At 43.7% G+C, this 21,733-nt stretch carries 28 protein-coding genes; 17 read left to right on the plus strand and 11 right to left on the minus strand.

Features of this window, described 5'->3' with window-relative positions:
- The first annotated feature begins 23 nt into the window (after positions 1-23).
- From CF394_RS13765 to CF394_RS13790, 7 genes are all read left to right on the plus strand, one after another.
- Complete coding sequence (locus CF394_RS13765) at positions 24-1,436, plus strand: dihydrolipoyl dehydrogenase family protein (RefSeq protein ID WP_243370892.1); 1,413 nt, start codon at positions 24-26, stop codon at positions 1,434-1,436.
- Position 1,437: 1 nt separating this feature from the next.
- On the plus strand, positions 1,438-1,890 hold the full coding sequence (locus tag CF394_RS16130) for a DUF1499 domain-containing protein (RefSeq protein WP_243370894.1): 453 nt from the start codon (positions 1,438-1,440) through the stop codon (positions 1,888-1,890).
- Positions 1,887-2,540, plus strand: a complete 654-nt coding sequence (locus tag CF394_RS13770) for a TVP38/TMEM64 family protein (protein ID WP_094944362.1) — start codon at positions 1,887-1,889, stop codon at positions 2,538-2,540. The genes CF394_RS16130 and CF394_RS13770 overlap by 4 nt, the downstream gene beginning before the upstream one ends.
- Entirely contained in the window at positions 2,537-3,763 is a 1,227-nt protein-coding gene (locus CF394_RS13775; RefSeq protein WP_094944364.1) for an ABC transporter substrate-binding protein, read from the plus strand. Before CF394_RS13770 ends, CF394_RS13775 begins: the two co-directional genes overlap by 4 nt.
- Entirely contained in the window at positions 3,747-4,619 is an 873-nt protein-coding gene (locus tag CF394_RS13780) for an ABC transporter permease (RefSeq protein WP_094944365.1), read from the plus strand. Before CF394_RS13775 ends, CF394_RS13780 begins: the two co-directional genes overlap by 17 nt.
- A gap of 113 nt (positions 4,620-4,732) precedes the next feature.
- Positions 4,733-5,422 (plus strand): ABC transporter permease, encoded by a 690-nt coding sequence (locus tag CF394_RS13785; protein WP_243370896.1) that lies wholly within the window; start codon positions 4,733-4,735, stop codon positions 5,420-5,422.
- A complete protein-coding gene (locus CF394_RS13790; RefSeq protein ID WP_094944368.1) occupies positions 5,419-6,417 on the plus strand; it encodes an ABC transporter ATP-binding protein in 999 nt (332 codons plus the stop codon). The genes CF394_RS13785 and CF394_RS13790 overlap by 4 nt, the downstream gene beginning before the upstream one ends.
- Positions 6,418-6,448: 31 nt before the next feature.
- Here the strand turns inward: CF394_RS13790 and CF394_RS13795 are convergent, their stop codons facing one another.
- Positions 6,449-6,715, minus strand: a complete 267-nt coding sequence (locus CF394_RS13795) for a DUF3055 domain-containing protein (protein WP_094944370.1) — start codon at positions 6,713-6,715, stop codon at positions 6,449-6,451.
- A gap of 82 nt (positions 6,716-6,797) precedes the next feature.
- Here CF394_RS13795 and CF394_RS13800 point away from each other — a divergent pair, with 82 nt between their 5' ends.
- Positions 6,798-7,259: a DUF86 domain-containing protein gene (locus CF394_RS13800; protein WP_094944371.1), complete on the plus strand. Its 462-nt coding sequence runs from the start codon at positions 6,798-6,800 to the stop codon at positions 7,257-7,259.
- Complete coding sequence (locus tag CF394_RS13805; RefSeq protein ID WP_094944373.1) at positions 7,246-8,007, plus strand: HAD-IIA family hydrolase; 762 nt, start codon at positions 7,246-7,248, stop codon at positions 8,005-8,007. Before CF394_RS13800 ends, CF394_RS13805 begins: the two co-directional genes overlap by 14 nt.
- A 221-nt stretch (positions 8,008-8,228) precedes the next feature.
- Here the strand turns inward: CF394_RS13805 and CF394_RS13810 are convergent, their stop codons facing one another.
- Complete coding sequence (locus tag CF394_RS13810) at positions 8,229-8,465, minus strand: YuzB family protein (protein WP_094944374.1); 237 nt, start codon at positions 8,463-8,465, stop codon at positions 8,229-8,231.
- Positions 8,466-8,591: 126 nt separating this feature from the next.
- Here CF394_RS13810 and CF394_RS13815 point away from each other — a divergent pair, with 126 nt between their 5' ends.
- Entirely contained in the window at positions 8,592-9,659 is a 1,068-nt protein-coding gene (locus CF394_RS13815; RefSeq protein WP_094944376.1) for an NAD(P)/FAD-dependent oxidoreductase, read from the plus strand.
- 41 nt (positions 9,660-9,700) lie between these two features.
- Here CF394_RS13815 and CF394_RS13820 read toward each other — a convergent pair whose 3' ends face one another.
- Positions 9,701-10,024: a YuzD family protein gene (locus CF394_RS13820; RefSeq protein WP_094944378.1), complete on the minus strand. Its 324-nt coding sequence runs from the start codon at positions 10,022-10,024 to the stop codon at positions 9,701-9,703.
- An 81-nt stretch (positions 10,025-10,105) separates the two neighbouring features.
- Here CF394_RS13820 and CF394_RS13825 point away from each other — a divergent pair, with 81 nt between their 5' ends.
- The 6 genes from CF394_RS13825 (at position 10,106) to CF394_RS13845 (ending at position 13,414) form a co-directional block, all read left to right on the plus strand.
- Entirely contained in the window at positions 10,106-10,339 is a 234-nt protein-coding gene (locus CF394_RS13825; RefSeq protein WP_094944380.1) for a NifU family protein, read from the plus strand.
- A gap of 69 nt (positions 10,340-10,408) precedes the next feature.
- The gene (locus CF394_RS13830) at positions 10,409-10,771 is read left to right on the plus strand and encodes a HesB/IscA family protein (RefSeq protein ID WP_094944382.1); all 363 of its coding nucleotides are present in this window, start codon (positions 10,409-10,411) and stop codon (positions 10,769-10,771) included.
- Positions 10,772-10,951: 180 nt separating this feature from the next.
- The gene (locus tag CF394_RS13835; protein ID WP_094944384.1) at positions 10,952-12,166 is read left to right on the plus strand and encodes an NAD(P)/FAD-dependent oxidoreductase; all 1,215 of its coding nucleotides are present in this window, start codon (positions 10,952-10,954) and stop codon (positions 12,164-12,166) included.
- A 75-nt stretch (positions 12,167-12,241) separates the two neighbouring features.
- Complete coding sequence (locus CF394_RS13840; RefSeq protein ID WP_094944386.1) at positions 12,242-12,751, plus strand: NUDIX domain-containing protein; 510 nt, start codon at positions 12,242-12,244, stop codon at positions 12,749-12,751.
- Between the two features lie 119 nt (positions 12,752-12,870).
- On the plus strand, positions 12,871-12,996 hold the full coding sequence (locus CF394_RS15860) for a YuiA family protein (RefSeq protein WP_165767574.1): 126 nt from the start codon (positions 12,871-12,873) through the stop codon (positions 12,994-12,996).
- Between the two features lie 94 nt (positions 12,997-13,090).
- Complete coding sequence (locus tag CF394_RS13845; protein WP_094944388.1) at positions 13,091-13,414, plus strand: YuiB family protein; 324 nt, start codon at positions 13,091-13,093, stop codon at positions 13,412-13,414.
- A gap of 203 nt (positions 13,415-13,617) precedes the next feature.
- Here the strand turns inward: CF394_RS13845 and CF394_RS13850 are convergent, their stop codons facing one another.
- Positions 13,618-14,094, minus strand: a complete 477-nt coding sequence (locus CF394_RS13850; protein WP_094944389.1) for a divergent PAP2 family protein — start codon at positions 14,092-14,094, stop codon at positions 13,618-13,620.
- A gap of 112 nt (positions 14,095-14,206) precedes the next feature.
- Here CF394_RS13850 and CF394_RS13855 point away from each other — a divergent pair, with 112 nt between their 5' ends.
- Positions 14,207-15,709: a leucyl aminopeptidase gene (locus CF394_RS13855; protein WP_439332880.1), complete on the plus strand. Its 1,503-nt coding sequence runs from the start codon at positions 14,207-14,209 to the stop codon at positions 15,707-15,709.
- A 69-nt stretch (positions 15,710-15,778) separates the two neighbouring features.
- Here CF394_RS13855 and mnhG read toward each other — a convergent pair whose 3' ends face one another.
- Genes mnhG through CF394_RS13890 form a run of 7 tightly spaced genes read right to left on the minus strand, consistent with a single transcriptional unit; the run spans position 15,779 to position 21,559 of the window.
- Entirely contained in the window at positions 15,779-16,150 is a 372-nt protein-coding gene (gene mnhG, locus CF394_RS13860; RefSeq protein WP_094944391.1) for a monovalent cation/H(+) antiporter subunit G, read from the minus strand.
- Complete coding sequence (locus tag CF394_RS13865) at positions 16,128-16,415, minus strand: Na(+)/H(+) antiporter subunit F1 (protein ID WP_094944392.1); 288 nt, start codon at positions 16,413-16,415, stop codon at positions 16,128-16,130. The genes mnhG and CF394_RS13865 overlap by 23 nt, the downstream gene beginning before the upstream one ends.
- The gene (locus CF394_RS13870; RefSeq protein WP_094944394.1) at positions 16,412-16,891 is read right to left on the minus strand and encodes a Na+/H+ antiporter subunit E; all 480 of its coding nucleotides are present in this window, start codon (positions 16,889-16,891) and stop codon (positions 16,412-16,414) included. The genes CF394_RS13865 and CF394_RS13870 overlap by 4 nt, the downstream gene beginning before the upstream one ends.
- Positions 16,891-18,378 carry a Na+/H+ antiporter subunit D gene (locus tag CF394_RS13875; RefSeq protein WP_094944395.1) on the minus strand — a complete coding sequence of 496 codons (1,488 nt, stop codon included), beginning with the start codon at positions 18,376-18,378 and terminating at the stop codon, positions 16,891-16,893. Before CF394_RS13875 ends, CF394_RS13870 begins: the two co-directional genes overlap by 1 nt.
- On the minus strand, positions 18,371-18,718 hold the full coding sequence (locus CF394_RS13880; protein ID WP_094944397.1) for a Na(+)/H(+) antiporter subunit C: 348 nt from the start codon (positions 18,716-18,718) through the stop codon (positions 18,371-18,373). Before CF394_RS13880 ends, CF394_RS13875 begins: the two co-directional genes overlap by 8 nt.
- Positions 18,718-19,140 (minus strand): Na(+)/H(+) antiporter subunit B, encoded by a 423-nt coding sequence (locus tag CF394_RS13885; protein WP_094944398.1) that lies wholly within the window; start codon positions 19,138-19,140, stop codon positions 18,718-18,720. Before CF394_RS13885 ends, CF394_RS13880 begins: the two co-directional genes overlap by 1 nt.
- Positions 19,127-21,559, minus strand: coding sequence for a Na+/H+ antiporter subunit A (locus CF394_RS13890; protein ID WP_094944400.1), 2,433 nt, complete (start codon positions 21,557-21,559; stop codon positions 19,127-19,129). Before CF394_RS13890 ends, CF394_RS13885 begins: the two co-directional genes overlap by 14 nt.
- Between the last annotated feature and the right edge of the window lie 174 nt (positions 21,560-21,733).

Here is a 21,733-nt window from a genome sequence, read left to right on the forward strand (position 1 = left end):
TGACAAGAGAGGTGGTACCCAAGATGACCAAACAAGCAGATTTAGTGATCCTTGGCGCTGGAGCAGCAGGACTGACCGCTGCGTTCACTGGAGCCGGATTTTCAAAAAAAGTAATCTTGATCGACCAAAATAAGCCAGGCGGAGAATGTACGTGGTCTGGCTGTATCCCGAGTAAGGCCCTAATTAATAGAGCAAAAGAAATTCATCATGTTCGGAAGTACGTTCCGGAGTACAAAGCAGATACAGCTAAGATCTTACAAGAAGTTCGACACGTAATGGAACAGGTCTACGAAAATGAGTCTCCCGAAGTACTTGCAAAATCGGGAATTGAGTTCATTCAAGGGAAAGCCGAATTTCAAGATGCCCACCATCTTGTCGTAAACGGAGAAACCATTGAAGCTAAAAAAGTGATTATTGCAACGGGCTCAAAACCAGCAGTCCCTCCGATTGAAGGATTGAAAGACGTGCCTTACTTGACGAATGAAAACTTGTTTCAACAAGAAACGCTACCTGAAAGCTTGCTAATTTTAGGAGGAGGTCCTATCGGAAGCGAGATGGCTCAAGCTATTGCACGTCTTGGCACTGAAGTCCATCTCATTGAAAAAGCTCCAGGGATCTTAAGTAACGATGAGCCAGAGCATGCCGCCATGATCAAAAAGCGTCTAGAAGACGAAGGCGTCACAGTCTACGTCAACACAGAAGCGAAGTCTGTAAAAGAACAGGAAGGGAAAATCTATTTGACTGTCGAAAAAGAAGGAACCACCTTCGAAGTGACAGCAGACAAAATTTTAGTGGCACTTGGAAGACAAGCAACACTAAAAGGATTTGGTCTTGAACACACAGGGGTCGAATTTGATGACAAGAAAATCAAAGTGGATGACCATATGGAGACGACTGTAAAAGGCGTCTATGCAATTGGAGATGTGGTTGGACCTTACCAGCTATCGCATATGGCGAATGCGCAAGGAATCACAGCGGCACAAGATGCCATCCTACCAATTCGTCGAAAAATCGATTACGCGAATGTTACATGGTGCACCTACACAGACCCTGAGATCGGGCATTCCGGCTTGTCTGAAAACGAAGCTCGAAAGAAGCATGGGGATTCTATCCGCGTTTACACGCACTCATTTGACGAGCTTGACCGGGCAAAGACGAAGCCAGAAAACATGGGCAGTGTAAAGCTGATTCTAGACAAAAAAGGTGAAGTGCTAGGTGCAAGTGTGATTGGAGATCGTGCAGGTGAAATTATTAGCCAGATTCAAACTATCAAAATGCTCGATATCAACATGGGCAAGATGGCGAGCGTCATCCACCCGTACCCGACATATAGCGAAGTTCTCGTGAAGCTCGGGAAAAAAATTGCAGTCGATAATCTACTGAATAAGCCAATTATCAAACAAGTGACAAAATGGCGTGACAAGGAGAGTGACTAACATGAACTGGAAAGTAGGAGCAGCTCTAACAGGAATCTTATTGACAGGAGGCATGATGAAAATGTGGACACCACCAAAAGATCTAGGTGCTGAAAATGGAAAGTTGCGCGATTTGCCAAGCACTCCGAATGCAGTGTCTTCACAGACAGAGAAAGAGTCGGCCTATATTGAACCGTTTCCATTCCAAGGTTCAGAAGGTGAATCAATCGCACGTCTACTTGAGACGCTGGATTCATTTGACGAAATCGAAGTGATGAAACAAGAACCTCGTTATATTCATGCAGTTGCGACTACTAAACTAATGCGTTTTAAGGATGACCTTGAGTTTGCTGTAGTAGAAGGCGAAGATGTGATCCATGTTCGCTCAGGTTCTCGGATTGGCTATTCTGACGGAGGCGTCAATCGAAAACGGTTAGAACAGATTCGGTCTCGCTACTTGGATGATCAAAAATGACACGCTCCAAAAAGCTTGTCATTAGCTTACTAGCTGGATTTCTTTTACTAGCGGTTATTGTGAATAATGTTCCTGCATTTTCTGCTGAAGAACTCTCTAGATGGATTGAATCTCTTGGTCCCTTGGCTCCTGTCCTCTATATCGCTATCTATGCGTTGCGTCCACTCATTTTCTTTCCTGCTTCGATTTTGACGTTAACAGGAGGAATCTTATTTGGAGCGTGGTTTGGGACGCTCTACACTTTAATTGGAGCTACGCTCAGTGCTATTGTTGGCTATTTCATGGCGGAACGTCTCAGAGCGCTGTGGGGAAAAGGTGTTCCCGGAACACGTTTGGCAGCTGCACAAAAACAAATGGAAACGAATGGTTTTCTCTACGTACTTTGGTTCCGTCTCGTTCCCTTTTTAAATTTTGATGTGGTCAGTTATTTAGCAGGAGCCGCGAGGGTGAAATGGATTCCTTACATCACAGCCACGATTTTAGGAATGCTGCCAGGAACGATTGCTTACAATTTCTTGGGAGGAAGTTTACTCGATGGAGACTGGCGTGTCATATCAGCAGCAGTAATTGTCGTCATACTGTTCACACTGGCCAGTTGGTTGTTAAAAAATCGGATGGCGAAAAAATCAGACGGGGGAGGAGATTTATGAAAAAGCTATTTGTGTTGGGGATTCTAGGAACTCTTTTCATTGGAGGTTGTACTGAACAAACTGTACAACAGGAAGTAGATCTCAATCAAGAATGGTCAACATTTGAAGAACAAGCGAAGGGTACAGAAGTGAATCTTTATATGTGGGGAGGAAGCGATTCCATCAACCAGTATTTTGATGAGTGGGTGATTCCACGAGTGGAAGAGACCTATGACATCACATTGAACCGAGTTCCTGTGACAGATACTAAAGAAATATTAACTCAAGTATTAGACGAAAAGACAGCAGGTAAAAATGAAGGCAGTATCGACATCATGTGGATCAACGGAGAAAACTTCAAAACAGCAAAAGACAATGACTTACTAGGTAAGCCTTTCTCTGATAAATTACCGAATGTCCAGAACTTAATTGACTTGGAAGTTCCCCAGATAGCATCTGACTTTGGGATTCCTGTGGAGAATTTGCAAGCTCCTTGGGGCACCGCTCAGTTTGTCATGACATACGATGGAGCACGTTCCAATTATCCAACATCACTTGCTGAATTAGAAGAATATGTGCAACAAAACCCAGGAAAATTTACATATCCCGCATTGCCTGACTTTACAGGAAGTGCATTTGTCCGCCATGTCCTCTATCAAGAGGTGGGCAGCGAGGCGTTCTTTGAAGAACCGTTGATGGAACGTGAAAAAGTCGAAGAACTTTTAGAGCCTGTATGGAGTTATCTGAATGATCTTGAACCTTATTTATGGCGTCAGGGAGAGACCTACCCTGAAAGTCTCGCTCGTCTAGACCAACTATATGCGAATGGGGAAGTGGACTTCACGATGGCCTATGATCCGATAAAAGCAGCAGCCGAAGTTCAAAACGGACGTTTTCCAGAATCCACCCGAAATTTTATCTGGGAAGAAGGAACGCTTTCAAACACTCATTACTTAGCGATACCGTATAATTCTCCGAATCCACAAGGAGCTCTAGTTGTCATCAATGAACTCCTATCTGCAGAAGCACAGGCGGCGAAGATGGACCCAGCCAACTGGGGAGATCTGCCGGTCGTGGAGCTAGCAAAACTATCTGAGGAAGAGCAAGAGCTCTTTACCGCAATTGATTTAGGAGAAGCGACGGTACCGATCAGTGAGATGGAACAAAATCGTCTACCTGAAATTCCTTCGATCTATGTTGAGTGGATTGAGGAAAGTTGGCTTGAACATGTGGCGCAGGAATAAGTATGCACTGTTAGTCTTGCCTGCATTGCTTCTTACAATCACGCTGTTCTTCGGCGGATTGGCAGATGGGTTGTTGAAAAGCTTTGGCTATTTTCCAGCAATCGGACAAGAGACGTTGCATCTTTCATTTTATCAACAAGCCCTTACAGAACGTGCGTTTCAAGACTCTCTACTTCTGACTGTGCGAGTTGCTCTCTTATCTACTATCTTTGCAACAATCTTAGGTATAGTTCTTGCTCTTGTCTTGTATACATTCCAACTGCGCTCAAAGCGACCTTGGTTGTTCCGCTTGCTACAGCTGCCTCTGACTATCCCGCATCTCGCAGCAGGGTATTTTATGGTGTTAGTGCTATCTCAAAGTGGCTTGATTGCTCGACTGGCCCACACAGTCGGATGGATCGATGCTCCGGCTAAGTTTCCGGTAATGGTCAATGATGCTTTCGGTTGGGGGATGGTCATTACATACACATGGAAAGAAGCACCCTTTGTTGCTCTTTTACTGTATCCAGTGTTGGCGAGAATCGGTAGTGGTTGGTATGACACGGCTCGAATCTATGGAGCACGTCCTTGGAACTACATTTCCACTGTGTTACTTCCAGCTATCCGACCCGCACTGCTTACGGCAAGTTTGATTGTGTTTGTTTACACGTTGACTGCATTTGAAGTTCCGTATCTACTAGGTGTGACTTATCCGGCCACTTTGCCCGTATATGCTTATCAGCTCTATACTAGTGGCAATTTTGAAGACCGCTCACAAGCACTTGCCATCTTCTGGTTACTTACAGTAGTAACGTTTGTATTTGGTTTGATTGCTTACCGTTTGTATCGCAAGAGTTATGATCGGGGGTGGGAATGATGCGAAGTCTCCGCCTACCTTATAGTGTATTGGTTTTACTCTGTTTTCTCTTTGTGCTCCCGTTTGTCCCAGCACTCCTTGCAAGTTTAGGAGGCGTCTGGAGATTTCCTCTCGTGATTCCAGAAGGCTGGAGTTTTCGTGCTTGGGATGCGGTGTTTCGAGCAAATTCCGGCACACTTTCAGCAATCTGGACGAGCCTCTGGATCGCGTTTTGTGTCACGATGATCAATGTATTGGTGAGTGTTCCAGCAGCCTATGCCCTTGTAAGAGGGAATCTGCGTTTTCGTGCGGCTATAGAAGCAGTACTCCTGGCTCCTATTTTTGTCCCCGCTTTAGCGGCAGTAATGGGAATCCATCTAACGTTTCTACGGCTAGGACTCACAGAGACAGTTCTTGGTGTTATTCTAGTCCATCTAGCTCCATCCATGCCGTATGTTATACGAGCCGCCATGATCAGTTTTGAAACGATGAACCGAGAGACAGAACAAGCTGCACAGCTGCTGGGAGCCGGGCCATGGAATCGCTTCTTATTCGTAATACTCCCACATTTGAGGGCAGGTCTCGTTGCAGGAGTGACACTCAGTATGCTGATCTCGCTTAGCCAATACAGCGTGACCCTATTGATAGGGGGCGGCCAAGTCGTTACACTTCCAATCTTGTTGTACCCTTATATCAGTGGTGGGGACACGTCAATTGGATCGGCATACACACTCGTATTCTCTGCCATAGCATTGTTACTGGTAATTGTTCTCGATGTGGGGCTGCGTGGTCATTATAGAAAGAAAGGGAGGAGTCGAGTGTGACGGTCCTTCGTCTAGAAGAAGTTGAAAAAACGTATAATAGCGAGTTTACTCTTGCTCCTCTTGAGTTAGCCATTGAAGAAGGGGAGTTCTTTACATTAATCGGACCCTCTGGTTGCGGGAAGACGACCTTATTGAAAGTGATTGCAGGACTTGTAACGCCTGACCGTGGAACCCTATATCATAAAGGTCATGACATTACAGAAGTTTTAGCTGAGAAACGGCACTTTGCGATGATGTTTCAGCAACCGCATCTTTTTCCGCATATGACCGTAGAACAAAACGTAAGCTTTGGGTTACGAATGAAGAAAGTGCCGAAATTGGAACGAACTCGGAAAGCGAAGGAAGCCCTTCGTCAAGTTGGGCTGGAGGCGTTTCTGAATCGCTATCCCAGTGAGTTGTCGGGTGGTCAACAGCAGCGTGTGTCGCTTGCTAGGGCACTCGTCGTCGAACCTGAACTACTTCTTCTAGATGAGCCATTCAGTGCACTAGATCCTCAGTTGAAAGACGAGATGCAGCAGTTAGTGAAGCAATTGCAAAAACAACTCAGGATCACAACCATTTGTGTGACCCATGATCAGGAAGAAGCGTTTCTACTATCTGACCGCATGGCCGTGATGAAGGAAGGCGAAATTCTGCAAGTGGGAGCTCCTCATATGCTCTATAGCCATCCTGAAACTCGAGAAGTTGCAAGGTTTCTTGGGCATGAGAATGTGTTTACTGCTCAAGAAGCAGCTGCGTTGAATCCGTTGATACCAACAGTTCGAGACAATCAACTAGTAGTCATTCCTTCTGAAGCGATACGATTTGAGGAAACAGGAACCCTCGGCGTGATACGACAGATTCAACTGCAAAAAGATACCGCGCTAGTTACGGTAGCTGTGTCTGAACTTGAAGTGGTCGCAAAAGTTTGGGCTTCTCAAGCTTCTCGCTATCAACTGGGAGATCAAGTATTTACTACATTTGCACCTGATGCTGTCCATCTGATTCCAAACTAAAAGCGATGCGGATTTCCGCATCGCTTGTTTGTTAGTTTAACAGTTCGCGTAAATAGTCACGCAGTTCTTCTGCTTCTTCCGCATTGCGATTAAACGCATGCTCCAGATAGCCTTCTTCTTCGATATCGTCTGGTCCAATGATTGCCATCCGGTTGAACTGGATGTCCATCACCAAAACTTTTCCAAAGAAACGAGTGCTCTGAAGGATAGCTAAGTCATAGCGCTGTGTCTCTCCTGTAAAGCTGACAAACCGTGTTTTCGTGTCTTCTACATCATCATATAAATAAAAGCGTTCCATGCTCTTCACCTCAAGTTCTAGTCAGCTCTATGGTACTATAGAGGAGAGACGTATTCAACTGAATGAAACAGGAGGAAGTTCTATGTACTTTGTAGATCGAAAGCGAATTGAAGTGATTGCCAGCCATTTAGAAGAGCTACTGGCTGTCTATGAGAACAAGCAGCAATGGGAATCGTATCCGGAAAGTCACTTGATTTTGGAGCGCGTCACAGGCTCTGTCATTGAATCGATCTTGGATATCGGGAATGCGATGATTGACGGCTTTATCATGCGAGATCCTGGAAGCTATGACGACATCATCGATATTTTGGTTGATGAAAAAGTGGTCACTGCTGATATGGAACAAGGTCTTAAAGAAATCGTGGGCCTCCGCAAAGAAGTGGTCCGTGAATACTATGCAGTCGACCGTGACAATGTGGCAAAAGTGTTCGATGCCAACTTATCGGTCATTCGTGCTTTTCCTGGTCAAGTGCGTAAATACTTAGTGAATGAATTGGGTCCCGTTTCAGCTTTCTTACCGGAGGATTCCAATGTTCAGCTATAACACCGTGTGCTTTGATTTAGACGGCACTGTCTACAAAGGAGTCGAACCGATTCCTGAAGCAGTCGCTTTTATCAAGCATTTGAAATCTCAAGGTATTGAACCGTTCTATATCACCAACAATGCTTCTATGACTCGTACGCAGCTCAAAGAAAAGCTGGCAGGATTCGGAGTGGAGACAACTGAGAGTCATATTTACACGTCCGGTATGGCTGCGGCTCATTTCGTCAAACGCGATTATCCAGATGCATCTGTCTATGTTATCGGCACACAAGCACTACGTGACGAATTGTCTTCAGTAGGGCTGACTTTAGTCGATAAAGGTGCAGATGCGGTTGTGATGGGTATCGATAAAGACATCAATTATATGAAGCTTGCCCAGGCATGTCTGGAAGTTCGAGCAGGGGCTACTTTGATTGCGACCAATCCTGACCATGCATTTCCTTCGCACCAAGGATTTCTTCCTGGCAACGGCGCATTTGTTAGACTCGTGGAGTATTCAACGGAAACACCGGCTATCTTTTGTGGAAAACCGTCTCCTATCATGTTGGAACTGATTCAACAGCAGACCGGGAGTACAAAAGAAGAGATGGTCTTGATCGGAGATAATATGAAGACAGACCTGCAAGCAGGTGTGGACTTCGGAATTGCGACGATTCATGTCAACTCAGGTGTCGACCGACCCGAAACTATCCGGGCGAGCGGTATGAACATCACTCGGTTTGTTGAAACAGCAGCAGAATTAATGTAGTGAAATACCTAGAAAAGGCTAATTAGTAACATAAAATTTGTTGAAGAAAAATAGTTAAAAGGTGAGTAGGGGTGACTCCAGCGGGATTAAAAGCGGAAGCTGAGACCTTGGCTCAGCCCGCGCCCGCGGAACGCTTCCCCTACTCACAAAGTAGTACACGAAAAGGCAGATTCTCATTAATTGAGAACCTGCCTTTAGCTAATTGTTTTCCAGAATTTCTGTTAAAACAATGGGTTTTCTTCTATATAAGCATAAATATTATCGACAAGCTCTTGAGGTGTCTCGCCTCGGACGATATCCCCGTTCACTACGGCAAAGAGCGTGTCTGCACAAATAGTACAGTTGCTCGTGCAGCCGTATTCTAAAACATCCAAGTTCGGATCTTTCTCCAGCTGCTCGAATGCTTCTTGAGCACCGTTTACGATATTACTAATGCAAAATTCCACCATGGGATTCATCGTGTTCACCTCGCTACAAGTTGATGCTACTGCATTTCTACCAAGTCGTCAATTGTTGTGACTTATTGTGAAATGTCTCACAATCATTTATACTAAATGAGACAATGCATGCAGAGGAGTTTTCATATGCAAAAATTAGTACTGCTCGGAGGCGGCTATGGGAACATGCGTATTCTACTGCGCTTATTACCTAACAGTTTGCCATCAGATGTAGAAATCACATTGATTGACCGCACGTCATTTCACAGCTTAAAAACAGAGTTTTATGCGCTTGCTGCAGGGACAGTTTCGGATCACGATGTCCGTGTTAGTTTCCCAGTCAGCGAAAAGCTTCACATTAAATACGGTGAAGTCGTAGAAATCGACACAGAAAACAAAGAAGTTTTACTTGAGGGTGGAGAAGCTGTAAAGTACGACGATTTAGTTGTCGGCCTTGGTTGTGAAGACAAGTACCACGGAGTTCCCGGTGCAGATGAATTCACAATGAGTATTCAGACCATCGGAAAATCTCGTCAAACATATAGCACATTAGGCGACCTTCCATCTAATTCAGTAGTAGGAATCGTTGGTGCTGGTTTAAGCGGGATCGAGCTTGCGAGTGAGCTTCGCGAATCGCGTCCGGATCTACGAATCAAGCTATTTGATCGCAGTCCGCGTATCTTACGAGACTTCCCAGAACGCTTGAGTAACTATGTGAAAAAGTGGTTTGATGAGAACGATGTAGAAGTCATCAGCAACTCAAACATTACAAAAGTTGAGAAAAACATGCTTTATAATCACGACGACACGATTCCAGTCGATGCGGTTGTATGGACTGCTGGAATTCAGCCAGTAGCACCAGTTCGTGCACTTCCTGGTGAAAAGGATTCAACTGGTCGCGTTATTTTGTCACCTCACCACCATCTACCATTAGATGAACATATTTATGTAGTAGGTGACTGTGCATCTCTTCCATTCGCGCCAAGTGCGCAACTTGCAGAAGAGCAAGCAGAGCAGATCGTGCAAGTTTTAAAAGCAAAGTGGAACGGTGAGACGTTACCTGCGAAATTGCCTGATATCAAACTGAAGGGCTTCATGGGATCATTAGGAAAGAAGCAAGGATTTGCATACTTGGCAGATATGTCGGTTACAGGACGCATCGCGCGCTTGATGAAATCAGGTCTTCTTTGGTACTACAAAAAGCATAACGGATAAACGAAAAGAGCTGACAGTGCATCCGCACAATCAGCTCTTTTTTATTCCGCAGCTATATACCCATGCTGCTCAAGAGCAATATAGACAGGTTTTAACTGGATATAACCTTCCCCGATTACTTCATCTTCAATCGTGACCAAAGGATAAAACAACTCATCATTTTGAATCTGCTCAATAAACGATGCATCGACATCCGATTCGCTCGGTTGCTCGATGTCCACATAGCGGAATTGAATCTGGTGCGCATCAAACTTTCGACCAATCGCAGCCTCAAGCCATTCATACGTATCTTTAGAAGAAGGTGCATTTACACAGCTTGCACAGATGATGTCTGCCCCGTACACAGTCAACGTGATCTCTTTCATATTCCCAGCCCCTCTAGATTCTTTATTGGATTTTTTTGTTCTATCCAATTATAATAGGGATAGTGAAAGGAGTCGAAAGAAATGACTGATACGATGACTGAACAAGTTCAAGAAGTACTCGATAAATTACGCCCATTCCTACTGCGCGATGGTGGGGATTGTGAATTAGTAGATGTTGAAGACGGTATCGTGAAATTACGTCTCCTTGGTGCCTGCGGGACGTGCCCAAGTTCAACGATCACATTAAAAGCTGGTATTGAACGCGCTCTATTAGAAGAAGTACCAGGCGTTGTAGAAGTTGAACAAGTATTCTAATTCACGTTAAAAGACAAGGCACCGGCCTTGTCTTTTTGATTCATTTGAACAGAAAGGTGGGAGACGAACATGACACACGTAGTGGATCTGACGGAAGCAGCAGCTTTCCGTATTAAAGAAATGATGGAACACAACGAAGAACAAGGGGCTTTCCTTCGTGTTTCTGTAAACGGTGGGGGATGTAGCGGACTTTCTTATGGGATGAGCTTTACTCATGAAAAAGAAGCTGCGGACCGTGAAGACTTGCAGCATGACATTCCAATTGTTGTGGCTGAAGAAGATGCTCCGATTCTAATGGGCACAAAGATTGATTACAAACAATCGCTCATGGGTGGAGGCTTCACCATCGATAATCCAAACGCTATTGCCAACTGTGGATGCGGTTCATCATTCCGAACTGTCACTAAGCAAGGGACACCTGAAAACTGCTAACACTTAACCTGTCGAAATCCGACAGGTTTTTTCTATGAGTTTTCTCATTATTGAAAACGTTTAATTCGAAACAACTATTCATTGAACTTCTATACTAAAAGGGCTAATATAGAAGGTAAGTGTTTGCATCCGTCAAGGGGCAAATGAGTGAAAATATAACTAAAAGGTGGTAGCGGTACCATGAACAGAGCTAAGATTCTCATTCTAGGGGCAGGCTATGGCGGACTTTCAACTGCCGTAAATCTACAAAAAAAATTAAATGCAAACGATGCAGATATTACATTGATCAACAAGAACGACTATCACTACGAGTCGACTTGGTTGCATGAAGCAGCAGCAGGAACATTGTCTCCTGAAGATGTACGCTATGATATCAAAAATGTCATCAACGGTGACAAAATTCAATTCGTACAAGCAGCAGTTACAGGAATCGATGTTAACGCACGCAAAGTAACAACTGATAAAGGTGAGCACACGTATGACTACCTAGTTATCGGTCTTGGCTTTGAGGGCGAGACATTCGGTATCGAAGGTTTAGATAAATATGCACTTTCTATTGCTAACGTTGGCGCAGCACGCCTAATCCGTGAGCATATTGAATACCAATTCGCTATGTGGTCTCAAGACGAAGTCAAAGACGACAGCCGTCTGACTATCGTTGTAGGTGGAGCAGGATTCACAGGAATCGAGTTCTTAGGTGAACTAGGAAACCGTATTCCTGAACTTTGCAAAGAGTTTGATGTACCTCAAGAAAAAGTACGCGTTCTTTGTGTAGAAGCAGCTCCAATGGTTCTACCTGGATTTGATCCAGAATTAGTAGACTATGCGGTACGTCACCTAGAGTCAAAAGGCATCGAGTTCTCAATCGGAACTCCTGTAGTTCAAGCGACTCCAGAAGGCGTAAAAATTAAAAAAGGTGAAGAAGAATTCGACTTCATCAAAGCTGGTACGGTTGTATGGGCAGCTGGTGTCCGCGGAAACCGTCTAATCGAAACTTCAGGTATCGAAAACATGCGTGCTCGTGTCAAAGTTGACAAAGATATGCGTGCACCTGGATTCCCAGATGTCTTCATCGTTGGAGATTGCGCTTTAATGATCAATGAGGAAGTGAATCGTCCATACCCACCAACAGCTCAAATTGCGATGCAACAAGCTGAAACAGTTGCAGACAATTTGATCGCGTTGATGAACAATGAAGACACACACGAATTCGTACCAAAATTAAAAGGTTCTGTATGTTCACTTGGTGAACATGATGCAATCGGAGATGTGATGGGACGCAAAATCACAGGAACGAAAGCATCTATCATGAAGAAAATCATTGATAACCGTGCTCTATACATGATTGGTGGCGCACCACTAGTCTTGAAAAAAGGTAAATTCAACTTACTATAAGTAGCGATCAGACAGTTGCCATTAGGCAGCTGTCTTTTTTTTTCGTTATACTAGAATCAGTAAAGGGGGAATACGATGTCACGTAAAGAGAGAGGCAATGTCTGGCTAGGTGTAGCGGGAATTGTCATCAATACAAAAGGAGAATGGTTGGTCGTCCAGAAGCGATACGGTGGACTGAACGGAAAGTGGTCATTACCCGCGGGATTTGTTGAAGGAACGGAAACAGTGGATCAAGCAGTGCTTCGGGAAATCAAAGAAGAGACGGGCATTGATGCGGAAGTCATTCAACTCATAGGATTTCGTAGTGGAGTCATTAAAGAGAAGATTAGTGACAACATGGCGATTTTCTTCTTACGTCCCCTAGACCCAGAGCAAGTGCCAGATCCACAGCTAGATGAACTTTATGAAGCAAGATGGATGACACCTGAGCAGCTTCTTGAAGATGAAAGAACAACTTCCATGATCAAAGTATTTCTGAAAGTAAATCAAGAAGCGGGGTTCGAGACACGGGAAGGATTAGACCCAGGTCCAGTGTTCGGCTATAGCAGTTATAAATTATTTACGGCGTCTGAAAACGAAGATTGACACATTTTCGCAATATTTAAATAGAATTTTCAAAAAACTCCCTTGAATCTGTTTACACGTTTTTGCATATATGATATATTATCAGAAAATTAAAACTTAAAACAAGGGAGTTTTTCAATATGACACAATTCAAAAAACCAGCTAATCCAACACATTGCCCATACTGCAAAGGGAACGGCTATTTCCAGTTACGACTTGGTGGATCTGAGACATGTACAGTATGCCAAGGCTCAGGGAAGAAGTAATCGAATTTTGACAATCACGTGAATGAAGGTTGCCTATATTGAAAAGCCCGTTCTCTTCGAGTACACTTAAACAAGATGACACGGAGGGAAAATCATGGACTTTTCATTACCGCAACTGATTATATCAGCGTTGCTTTTTATTGTTATGTTTTTTGGAATTGGCTTCTTACTTAATATGCTTCTACGGATGACATGGTTTATGGCTATCGTCTATCCGATCGTAGTAATTTTCATTATTGATGATATTGGCTTCTTTGACTATTTCACAGAGCCTGTGGCTTCTTTTACAGCACTAGTTACGAAAATCACCAATTTGCATGTTGCAGATTATGTGATTTTAGGTGGCGGTCTTGTTGGAGCTATCATTGCAGGGTTAGTCAGTCGCTATCTACGTAAGAACGGCTATCAAATGTTCTAAAATAAAAACCGGGGTGCCAAAATTGGCATCCCGGTTTTCTATGGTCTTTATGAGCACGTGATACCATTTCCCAGGGTATCAGAGGTTCTGCGAGACCCCGCAGGAGCATGCGACGAGGAGGCTCGGAGGTTCTCCCCTTGGAAATGGTGTCTCGGGTGAAAGGGGTCTATATTACGAATGCTAAAACCGCAACTGGCGGTTTTTTATAATATCAAAGTATAAATAATAATCGAAATAGCAATCCCCGTCAGCGCGCCCATAAAAACCTCAATCGGCTTATGCCCGAGTAACGTCTTCAACTCCTGAATTTTCTCTTCTTCTTTCTTCTGTGGCCAGTCCTTCGTATGTTCAAAGAAGTTATGAAGGTCCGCTCTCAACTGATTAATAATGATTGCTTGTTGGCCTGCTTGAAATCGTACCCCGGTCGCATCAAACATCACAATCACTGCAAAGATTGCAGAGATGCCAAACATCGTGGAATCCAAACCTTCCTCAAATGCTACTGCCGTTGTTAAAGCGGTAACAGCAGCCGAATGGGAACTTGGCATGCCTCCTGTCGAAGTGAAAAGAGCGAAATCTACTTTTTTAGAAAATAAAAAATGAATAGGGATTTTCACGAACTGAGCAAAGAAAATTGCAAACAAGGCAGCCCATAAGGGGACGTTTTGAAAGAGTTCCATACGATTTCGCTCCTTTTCTACACTATATAGTTGTAGTATAGCACAGGAAAATTGGCGATAGCCAAATAGAATCGGTATAATAGAAAACGAATACACAAAGGAGGAATGGTTTGTGATTATTTTAACAAATGAAGTAAATTTACAAGAGATTCAATACGAAACGTTAGTAGTGGGTCTAAGCACTCACCTAGAACAAGTAGAAGGCTGGGATGCGTTTACAGCTACTTTCGGGCCTCAAATTACGGAACTGATCCGCTCTAAAGATTTATCAACGAATGAAAAAGAAATCACAACGTTCCATGTCACAACAGATTCCTCTGTGAAGCGTATTTTATTCGCAGGAATAGGGAATCGTAAAAAACTGACTGAAGACACGTTGCGTCAACTTTTCGGTCGCGTTGGAAAGACACTTCAGAAAAAAGGCTATTCAGATGTATCTGTGTTACTTCCATCGTTCGTGAACGAAGAGATTTCAGAACAAGATGTAGCCTTCTTAGCTGGTGAAGGCTTAGGGATGGGAACTTACCAAATCTTAGATTACAAAACGACAGCTCATGATACAGATTATGATTTAGCTGCTGTGGAACTTCTTTCACAAGCAGATGAGCAAGAAATCGTTTCGTATTTTGAAGTGGGTCTGATCTACTCAGAAGCAGTTAATGAAGCTCGTACACTTGTTAATATGCCAGGAAACATCCTGACGGCAACAGAGCTAGGTGAATATGCGCGCGAGCTCGGAGAAGAATTTGGATTTGAGACACACATCTTAGGTAAAGAAGAAATAGAAGAGCTAGGCATGGGGGCACTACTTGCAGTTAACCAAGGTTCTACTGAAGAACCTCGCCTGATCGTGTTAAAGCATCAAGTGACGGATAAATGGGAAGACCCTATCGCTTTAGTAGGGAAGGGAATCACATTTGATACAGGTGGTTACTCTTTGAAACCTAAAGACGGTATCGTCGGTATGAAAGGCGATATGGGCGGGGCTGCAGCTGTTCTTGGAGCAATGCGTATCATTGGAGAAACAAAACCGAACAAGAACGTCATCGCAGTTATTGCTTCAACTGATAACATGGTATCAGGTAACGCTTTCAAGCCGGATGATGTCATCACTTCTATGAGTGGAAAGACAATTGAAATCTTGAATACTGATGCAGAAGGGCGCCTAGTGCTTGCGGATGCTGTTACTTATGCGAAACAGCAGGGAGCTACTGCTATCGTAGATGTAGCGACATTAACTGGTGGTGTCATTGTCGCTCTAGGTATGGACAAGACAGGTGCATTAACGAACGATGAGGCCTTATTTGAAGAATTCATGGAAGCCTCTATGGAAACGGGCGAGTTTGTATGGCGTTTACCACTTACGGAAAGCGATAAAAAACGCATTCGCAAAAGCGATGTCGCTGATTTGAACAACTCACCTGGGCGTGATGGCCACATGATCTTTGGTGGAGGGTTTGTAGGAGAATTTGCTGAAAACACGCCATGGATTCACTTAGATATCGCTGGTACATCCGGAACACCAAGTGAGCATGATCTAGGACCTAAAGGTGGAACGGGTGTCATGGTTCGTACATTAGCTTCCTTCGTCGAGCGCCTAGCTGAACAAGAATAGTAAGACCCTTTCACTAATTTGTAGTCGATAATAAGACCACACAGTATTAAAAATAGTAAAAGAGCAGCCCTAGAGCTGCTCTTTTTTCGTGGCCTCTTTATCAACAAGAGGCGCCATATCGTCTCGAACCGTTTCTTTAGCAAGAGGTACCCCTGAGAAATAGGCAGCCTTCGCCATCATATGTCCGCCAACAGGACCTGTGATGAACAAGAATACGATTCCTAAAATAATTCGAGGATTAAAGTTCCCTTCAATCAACCAAAAGTGAAGAAATACACCAATTAAAATGGACATGACGCCAAGTGTTGCACTTTTAGAGGCGGCATGCGCGCGACTGTAGATATCAGGTAGACGAATCAATCCGATTGCAGTGACTAAAATGAAAAAGACACCGACGGAAATAAATATCACAATTAAACTATTTATGAGCATCTCTGTCATTTTCAATAATCACTCCCTTCTCTGTAAATTTAGAGAAGGCAACCGTACCAATGTAGGCAATGATAGCTAACAATAAAATGACTTCCAAGAAGAATGGAGAATCAAATAATATAGAGAACAAGCCTACCAGTGTGATCAGCCCCACACCGATTGAATCCAGCGCAATAACGCGGTCCGGAGTAGAAGGGCCTTTCATTAGACGATATAAGAAACCAACGAGACTAAAACTTAGGATTGCCACACAAATCCACAGAAACATCGTCATGATCGACTCACCTCCAAGATAGCTTTTTCAAACGTAGAGCGAATCGAATCGACAGCGTCATCAATATTGTCAAAATCAATTGCATGAACGTATAGCTTCGTACGGTCTTCCGATACATTCACAACAACGGTCCCAGGAGTTAAGGTGATCAAAAGAGACAATAACGTAATTTCCCAGTCCTGCTTCAGTTCCGTTTCCATTTCAAAAATGGCAGGACGCAAATCGAGCTTTGGTTTCAAAATCACTTTTAATACAGCAACATTGGCAGCAACCAATTCTTTTATAAAAATACCGCCGAGTTTTATAACAGCCCATACACGACCTAAATAGAAACGGGATGTAAAGAATCGACGAAGCATGAACAGCATGATCAAACCTAGTAAATACCCAATAATAAACGTTGCTGAGGAGAAGGAGTTGGATAAGAACATCCAAACAAACGCGATAAACACATTTAATAGTATTTGAAATGCCATTACTTCTCTCCTCCTAACACAGCGTCAATATAGATGGATGAATCCATCAGTTGAGTCCCTGCAGCTTGGAACAGAGGCATCAATACTTCAATGAAAACACCATATCCCATAGTCAGAGCGAATAAAATCACGACAGGGACCATTCGTTTTACGTAACTAGCTCTTGGAGGACTATTAAATGACTTTTCAGTTCCCCAGAAAGCATAGATGAAGATACGAATCGCAGAAAGAAGGACCACCATTGTAGATAGAGCCACAACGATAGACTGCCAATTAAATCCGCCCTCAAGACCACCTTGGAGGATTAAAATCTTCCCTGCAAATCCACTGAGCGGTGGGATTCCCGCAAGAGCAAAGACCGCTACGAGATAGGTCCAGCCAAGTACAGGATAGTGACGAATCAAGCCTCCCATTTCCCGCAAGTTTGTTTTTCCGGTAATAAAAATCAGCACACCAATCATCAAGAAGAGCAGTGCTTTCACCAGCATGTCATGAATCAAGTACAAAACAGAACCTGTAACCGCTACTTCGTTAAATGTCGCGACGCCAAACAAAATCACGCCAACTGCAATCACGATGTTGTAGATGATGATTTTTTTAACATCCATATAGGCGAGTGCTCCGATACTACCGAACAAGATCGTCGCAATGGCAAGCATCATCAGCATGTCATGAGTGAACACCACGTCTGTTGTGAAAATCAACGTATACACGCGCGTAATACTATAGATCCCGACCTTCGTCAGCAACGCCCCAAACAAGGCGAGAACAGGAAGGGGAGGAGCGTAATACGAGCCTGGCAACCAGAAGTAGAGCGGGAAGATCCCGGCTTTAATACCGAATACAACTAGGAACATGATGGCTACAGTAGAGATAACACCCATACTGCCGATATCTCCAAGTTTCACCGCAAGATCCGCCATATTCAGTGTTCCGGTAATCGAGTACAAATATCCAATTGTGATAACAAAAAGAGCTGCAGCCACGACGTTTACGATGATGTATTTCATCGATTCGCGAAGTTGGATGCGTTCGCCCCCTAATGCAATCAATACATAAGAAGCCATCAAGAAGACTTCAAAGAACACGAAAAGGTTAAAAATATCTCCTGTTGTGAAGGCTCCGTTGATTCCTGTCAGCATGAAGAGTGTCGCTGGATAGAAAAACGACAACTCTCGTTTTTCGCCTAAAGAATAGACGGAATACCAAAGTACTAGTAGAGTCAGAAGGCTTGCAGTCGTTACAAGAAGGATACTCAGCATATCAGATACTAGTGAGATTCCGTAAGGTGCAGCCCAGCTCCCCAAAGTGACGACTTGAATACCATCTGTAGCAACTTTAGCGAGTAAAATCAAAGAAACAACAAGTGTCGCTGCCGCTCCAAAAAGACCGAGCGCACGTTGCGCAAGTAAACTTTTTCGAAAAAGCAGTAAAACTGTACCGATAAACAGAGGCACAATGATTGGTAATACAACTAAATTAATCAATTTCACCCCTGCCTTTCATGTAATCCATATTATCTGTACCAATCTCTTGATACGTGCGATAAGCAAGAACAAGGGCAAACGCAGTGACACCAAAGCTAATGACAATCGCAGTTAAAATCAAAGCTTGTGGAAGGGGATCCACGTAGTCTGCAACGGTGACACCATCTGCGACAACAGGAGCCGACTTGCCACCAAGACCACCCATTGTAAGAAGTAAAAGGTGAGTCCCGTGACTTAGAAGACCTGTTCCAATGATGATACGCAGCAAACTTTTTGAAAGAATCAAGTAGGTGGCTGCACTGAATAAAAACCCGGCAATAATGGCCATCATGATCTCCATCAGTTGTCGCCTCCAATCATTTCAATTATCGTCAGTGTAATTCCAACAACGACCAAGTAAACACCGATATCAAAGAACATGGCCGTATGAATAGACGTCTTCCCTAATAGAGGGATGTCAAAGTAGTCGTACCAATGTGTAAAGAAGGGCACATTGAATACTAAAGAACCTGCAGCAGTTGTTAAAGCAATCAGCATGCCGATTGCTGTCATAGCCAAATAGTTGAACGGTAGCACTTCTTTAACCGTTTTAAAATCATACGCAAGCAGAAGCAGTACGATAGCAGAAGCCATCAATAAGCCTCCTACAAAGCCTCCGCCCGGGGTATAGTGACCCGCGAAGAAAATATGAATGGAGAACAAGAAAATGATAAAGAATACGACGCGTGTCGACGTTTGGAGAATCAAATCATTCGATTTCATCAACTGTTGCTCCTTTCTTTTTCTTTTGAAGGCGAAGTGTGATCATACTGATGATTCCGATTGAAGCAATCATCAACACACCGATTTCGAACAACGTATCGAACCCACGGTAATCAACAAGAATCACGTTGACGATGTTTCCACCACCGGCTTCTGTGTAGACTGTCTCTTTGTAATACTCTGAGATCGAAGTCATTTGACGCTGCGCATACGCACTAATACCAATCAATGTAACCGTCAACCCCACCGCAACAGAAATCAAGAAGTTACCTAAACGGAAGCGATTGTCTTCTTTCCCTTTATAATGCTTGTCCAGTTTCGGCAAGTGATAGAAAGCCGTCAAGAACAGCGCTACAGAAATCGTTTCAATGACTAGTTGCGTGAGTGCAAGGTCCGGAGCTTTAAAGATAACGTAGAACAACGCTACCGTATATCCGACCCCACCGAGTGCAATTACAGCAGTCAAACGAGACCATGTGATTAAAATAGCCATGACACTTCCGACCAAAATAATTGTCAGTACAATCTCAAACAAGCGTATTGGGGCAAGCCCCTCTGTTGTAATCGCAAAACCGCCTTGTGTAAACAGCGTTGTGATTCCCAAGATAGCCATACCCGCGAACATATACACGAGATAGTCGCGAATAGAACCAGTCATGAAACGATCAGATAAGGCACGATTCCAGGTTAACGAACCGTCCATGAGTGAATCATAACCTCGGTTCAATGTGAATCGCTCAGGCCATTTTGAGTATATAGGTTGCCATTTTGGCAATACTTTATAAAGTAGGAAACCAACAACCACCACTCCAACTGTCATCCAAAGAGCAGGAGACGTCCAACCATGCCATGCTTTGATATAAAATTCGATGTCGGCAGCGGATGTAAACGCCGTAGATTGAATGGCAGCTGTTGCCGGTTTTACTAGCCAATCTCCGATTACATTTGGAATGAAAAATACGAGAATGACAAGGGAGCCTAGAATTGCAGGAGAAATCAACATCCCAATTGGTGCCTCGTGAGGTACTTTTGGTAATTGCTCTTCCTTACGGGATCCCATAAAGGTATACCAAACAAAATAGATACTATAGATGAAAGTAAACACACTTGCTACCCATGCAACGATGGGTACAAGATACGCAACTGTCATCGTCGAAATATCAGCATGCAACAATCCTAAAACGGCTTCTAAGAACATTTCTTTACTTAAAAACCCGTTGAAAGGTGGTAGACCCGCCATGGACAAACTTCCAATCATAGCAATCGTAAAGGTTACAGGCATCAGACCCATCAAGCCACCGAGCTTTCGGATATCTCGAGTGCCGGTCTCATGGTCGACAATACCTGCCACCATGAACAAACTCCCTTTGAACGTTGCATGGTTGAACAAGTGGAAAATCGCTGCAAACGTTGCGAATGTAAAGGTTTCAACAGCATCACCTGTTACGAGGTACGCGAAACCACCCAAGCCTAACAGTGACATGATCAAACCGAGCTGACTGACTGTAGAAAACGCGAGAATTCCCTTTAAATCTGTCTGTTTGACAGCGAAGAGGGAGCCCCAGAACAGAGTCAGTAATCCAATACCAGTAACTAACCAGACCCAGACTTCCGAATAAGCGAAGACTGGAGTAAAGCGAGCTACTAAATAGAGACCAGCTTTAACCATAGTGGCTGAGTGAAGATACGCACTGACTGGAGTCGGTGCTTCCATTGCATCTGGTAGCCAGATGTAGAAAGGGAACTGTGCAGATTTTGTGAATGCTCCAAGTAACACTAAAACAACGGCAACAGTAAACAAAGGTTCAGTCACAATCGTATCTACTTGTGCAATTGTTTCACGAATAGAATAAGTACCTGTTAACACGTACAAGGTCAAGAAACCGACAAGCATCATTAAACCGCCACTTACCGTGATCATCATGGATTTGAGTGCTCCAAATCGAGAAGCATCTCTCTTGTACCAATAGGCGATCAATAAGAAGGAGGATATAGACGTCAGCTCCCAGAAAAAGTACAACGCCAAAGTATGGTCAAACTGCACAACACCAAGCATCGCACTCATGAACAGTAGAAGATAAACATAGAAATTCCCTAATTTCTCTTTCGTCTTATCCAGATAGAAAATGGAGTACAAGACGACAAGAGACCCGATACCCGTGATCAGTAATGAGAATAATAGACTTAACCCATCGATATGGATATCAAAGTAGAAGTCTAGTGAGGGAACCCACGATACGCGTGCAAGCTGCGCTTCACCTTGTTGGACAGGGGATAAGAAGCGTAGGTAAAACAGGAATAATAAAACAGGAGCTAGTAGGACAAACCAGCCCGTATGTATCGATTTTATCGATCTATATGCAAGCGGGATAAAAATGGCAAAAAGAATTGGTAGTACTATTGCCATGAAAAGTAGCATAGAGATTCCCCTTTCTTGAGTTAAGTGATTATGCACACTAATTAAAAGTATAACGTAAAAGAGGGGTGATTGCACTTGTCACAATCCAGTCTTCATGCGACTTCCACGGCTTATATATATGTAGAAACGGGGAACAGGAAATGAAAAAAGAGCCGGATTTTCATCCGACTCAAG

Origin of the sequence: Tetzosporium hominis, from assembly GCF_002265435.1 — a bacterium.
Classification (GTDB): Bacteria; Bacillota; Bacilli; order Bacillales_A; family Planococcaceae; genus Chryseomicrobium; species Chryseomicrobium hominis.

Excerpts from the sequence above, each read along its gene's own strand:
- CF394_RS13765 (WP_243370892.1), top strand. The coding sequence starts at position 24 with ATGACCAAACAAGCAGATTTAGTGATCCTTGGCGCTGGAGCAGCAGGA.
- CF394_RS16130 (WP_243370894.1), top strand. The coding sequence starts at position 1,438 with ATGAACTGGAAAGTAGGAGCAGCTCTAACAGGAATCTTATTGACAGGA.
- CF394_RS13770 (WP_094944362.1), top strand. The coding sequence starts at position 1,887 with ATGACACGCTCCAAAAAGCTTGTCATTAGCTTACTAGCTGGATTTCTT.
- CF394_RS13775 (WP_094944364.1), top strand. The coding sequence starts at position 2,537 with ATGAAAAAGCTATTTGTGTTGGGGATTCTAGGAACTCTTTTCATTGGA.
- CF394_RS13780 (WP_094944365.1), top strand. The coding sequence starts at position 3,747 with ATGTGGCGCAGGAATAAGTATGCACTGTTAGTCTTGCCTGCATTGCTT.
- CF394_RS13795 (WP_094944370.1), bottom strand. The coding sequence starts at position 6,715 with ATGGAACGCTTTTATTTATATGATGATGTAGAAGACACGAAAACACGG.
- CF394_RS13800 (WP_094944371.1), top strand. The coding sequence starts at position 6,798 with ATGTACTTTGTAGATCGAAAGCGAATTGAAGTGATTGCCAGCCATTTA.
- CF394_RS13805 (WP_094944373.1), top strand. The coding sequence starts at position 7,246 with ATGTTCAGCTATAACACCGTGTGCTTTGATTTAGACGGCACTGTCTAC.
- CF394_RS13810 (WP_094944374.1), bottom strand. The coding sequence starts at position 8,465 with ATGAATCCCATGGTGGAATTTTGCATTAGTAATATCGTAAACGGTGCT.
- CF394_RS13815 (WP_094944376.1), top strand. The coding sequence starts at position 8,592 with ATGCAAAAATTAGTACTGCTCGGAGGCGGCTATGGGAACATGCGTATT.
- CF394_RS13820 (WP_094944378.1), bottom strand. The coding sequence starts at position 10,024 with ATGAAAGAGATCACGTTGACTGTGTACGGGGCAGACATCATCTGTGCA.
- CF394_RS13825 (WP_094944380.1), top strand. The coding sequence starts at position 10,106 with ATGACTGATACGATGACTGAACAAGTTCAAGAAGTACTCGATAAATTA.
- CF394_RS13830 (WP_094944382.1), top strand. The coding sequence starts at position 10,409 with ATGACACACGTAGTGGATCTGACGGAAGCAGCAGCTTTCCGTATTAAA.
- CF394_RS13835 (WP_094944384.1), top strand. The coding sequence starts at position 10,952 with ATGAACAGAGCTAAGATTCTCATTCTAGGGGCAGGCTATGGCGGACTT.
- CF394_RS13840 (WP_094944386.1), top strand. The coding sequence starts at position 12,242 with ATGTCACGTAAAGAGAGAGGCAATGTCTGGCTAGGTGTAGCGGGAATT.
- CF394_RS15860 (WP_165767574.1), top strand. The coding sequence starts at position 12,871 with ATGACACAATTCAAAAAACCAGCTAATCCAACACATTGCCCATACTGC.
- CF394_RS13845 (WP_094944388.1), top strand. The coding sequence starts at position 13,091 with ATGGACTTTTCATTACCGCAACTGATTATATCAGCGTTGCTTTTTATT.
- CF394_RS13850 (WP_094944389.1), bottom strand. The coding sequence starts at position 14,094 with ATGGAACTCTTTCAAAACGTCCCCTTATGGGCTGCCTTGTTTGCAATT.
- mnhG (WP_094944391.1), bottom strand. The coding sequence starts at position 16,150 with ATGACAGAGATGCTCATAAATAGTTTAATTGTGATATTTATTTCCGTC.
- CF394_RS13865 (WP_094944392.1), bottom strand. The coding sequence starts at position 16,415 with ATGACGATGTTTCTGTGGATTTGTGTGGCAATCCTAAGTTTTAGTCTC.
- CF394_RS13870 (WP_094944394.1), bottom strand. The coding sequence starts at position 16,891 with ATGGCATTTCAAATACTATTAAATGTGTTTATCGCGTTTGTTTGGATG.
- CF394_RS13880 (WP_094944397.1), bottom strand. The coding sequence starts at position 18,718 with ATGGAGATCATGATGGCCATTATTGCCGGGTTTTTATTCAGTGCAGCC.
- CF394_RS13885 (WP_094944398.1), bottom strand. The coding sequence starts at position 19,140 with ATGAAATCGAATGATTTGATTCTCCAAACGTCGACACGCGTCGTATTC.
- CF394_RS13890 (WP_094944400.1), bottom strand. The coding sequence starts at position 21,559 with ATGCTACTTTTCATGGCAATAGTACTACCAATTCTTTTTGCCATTTTT.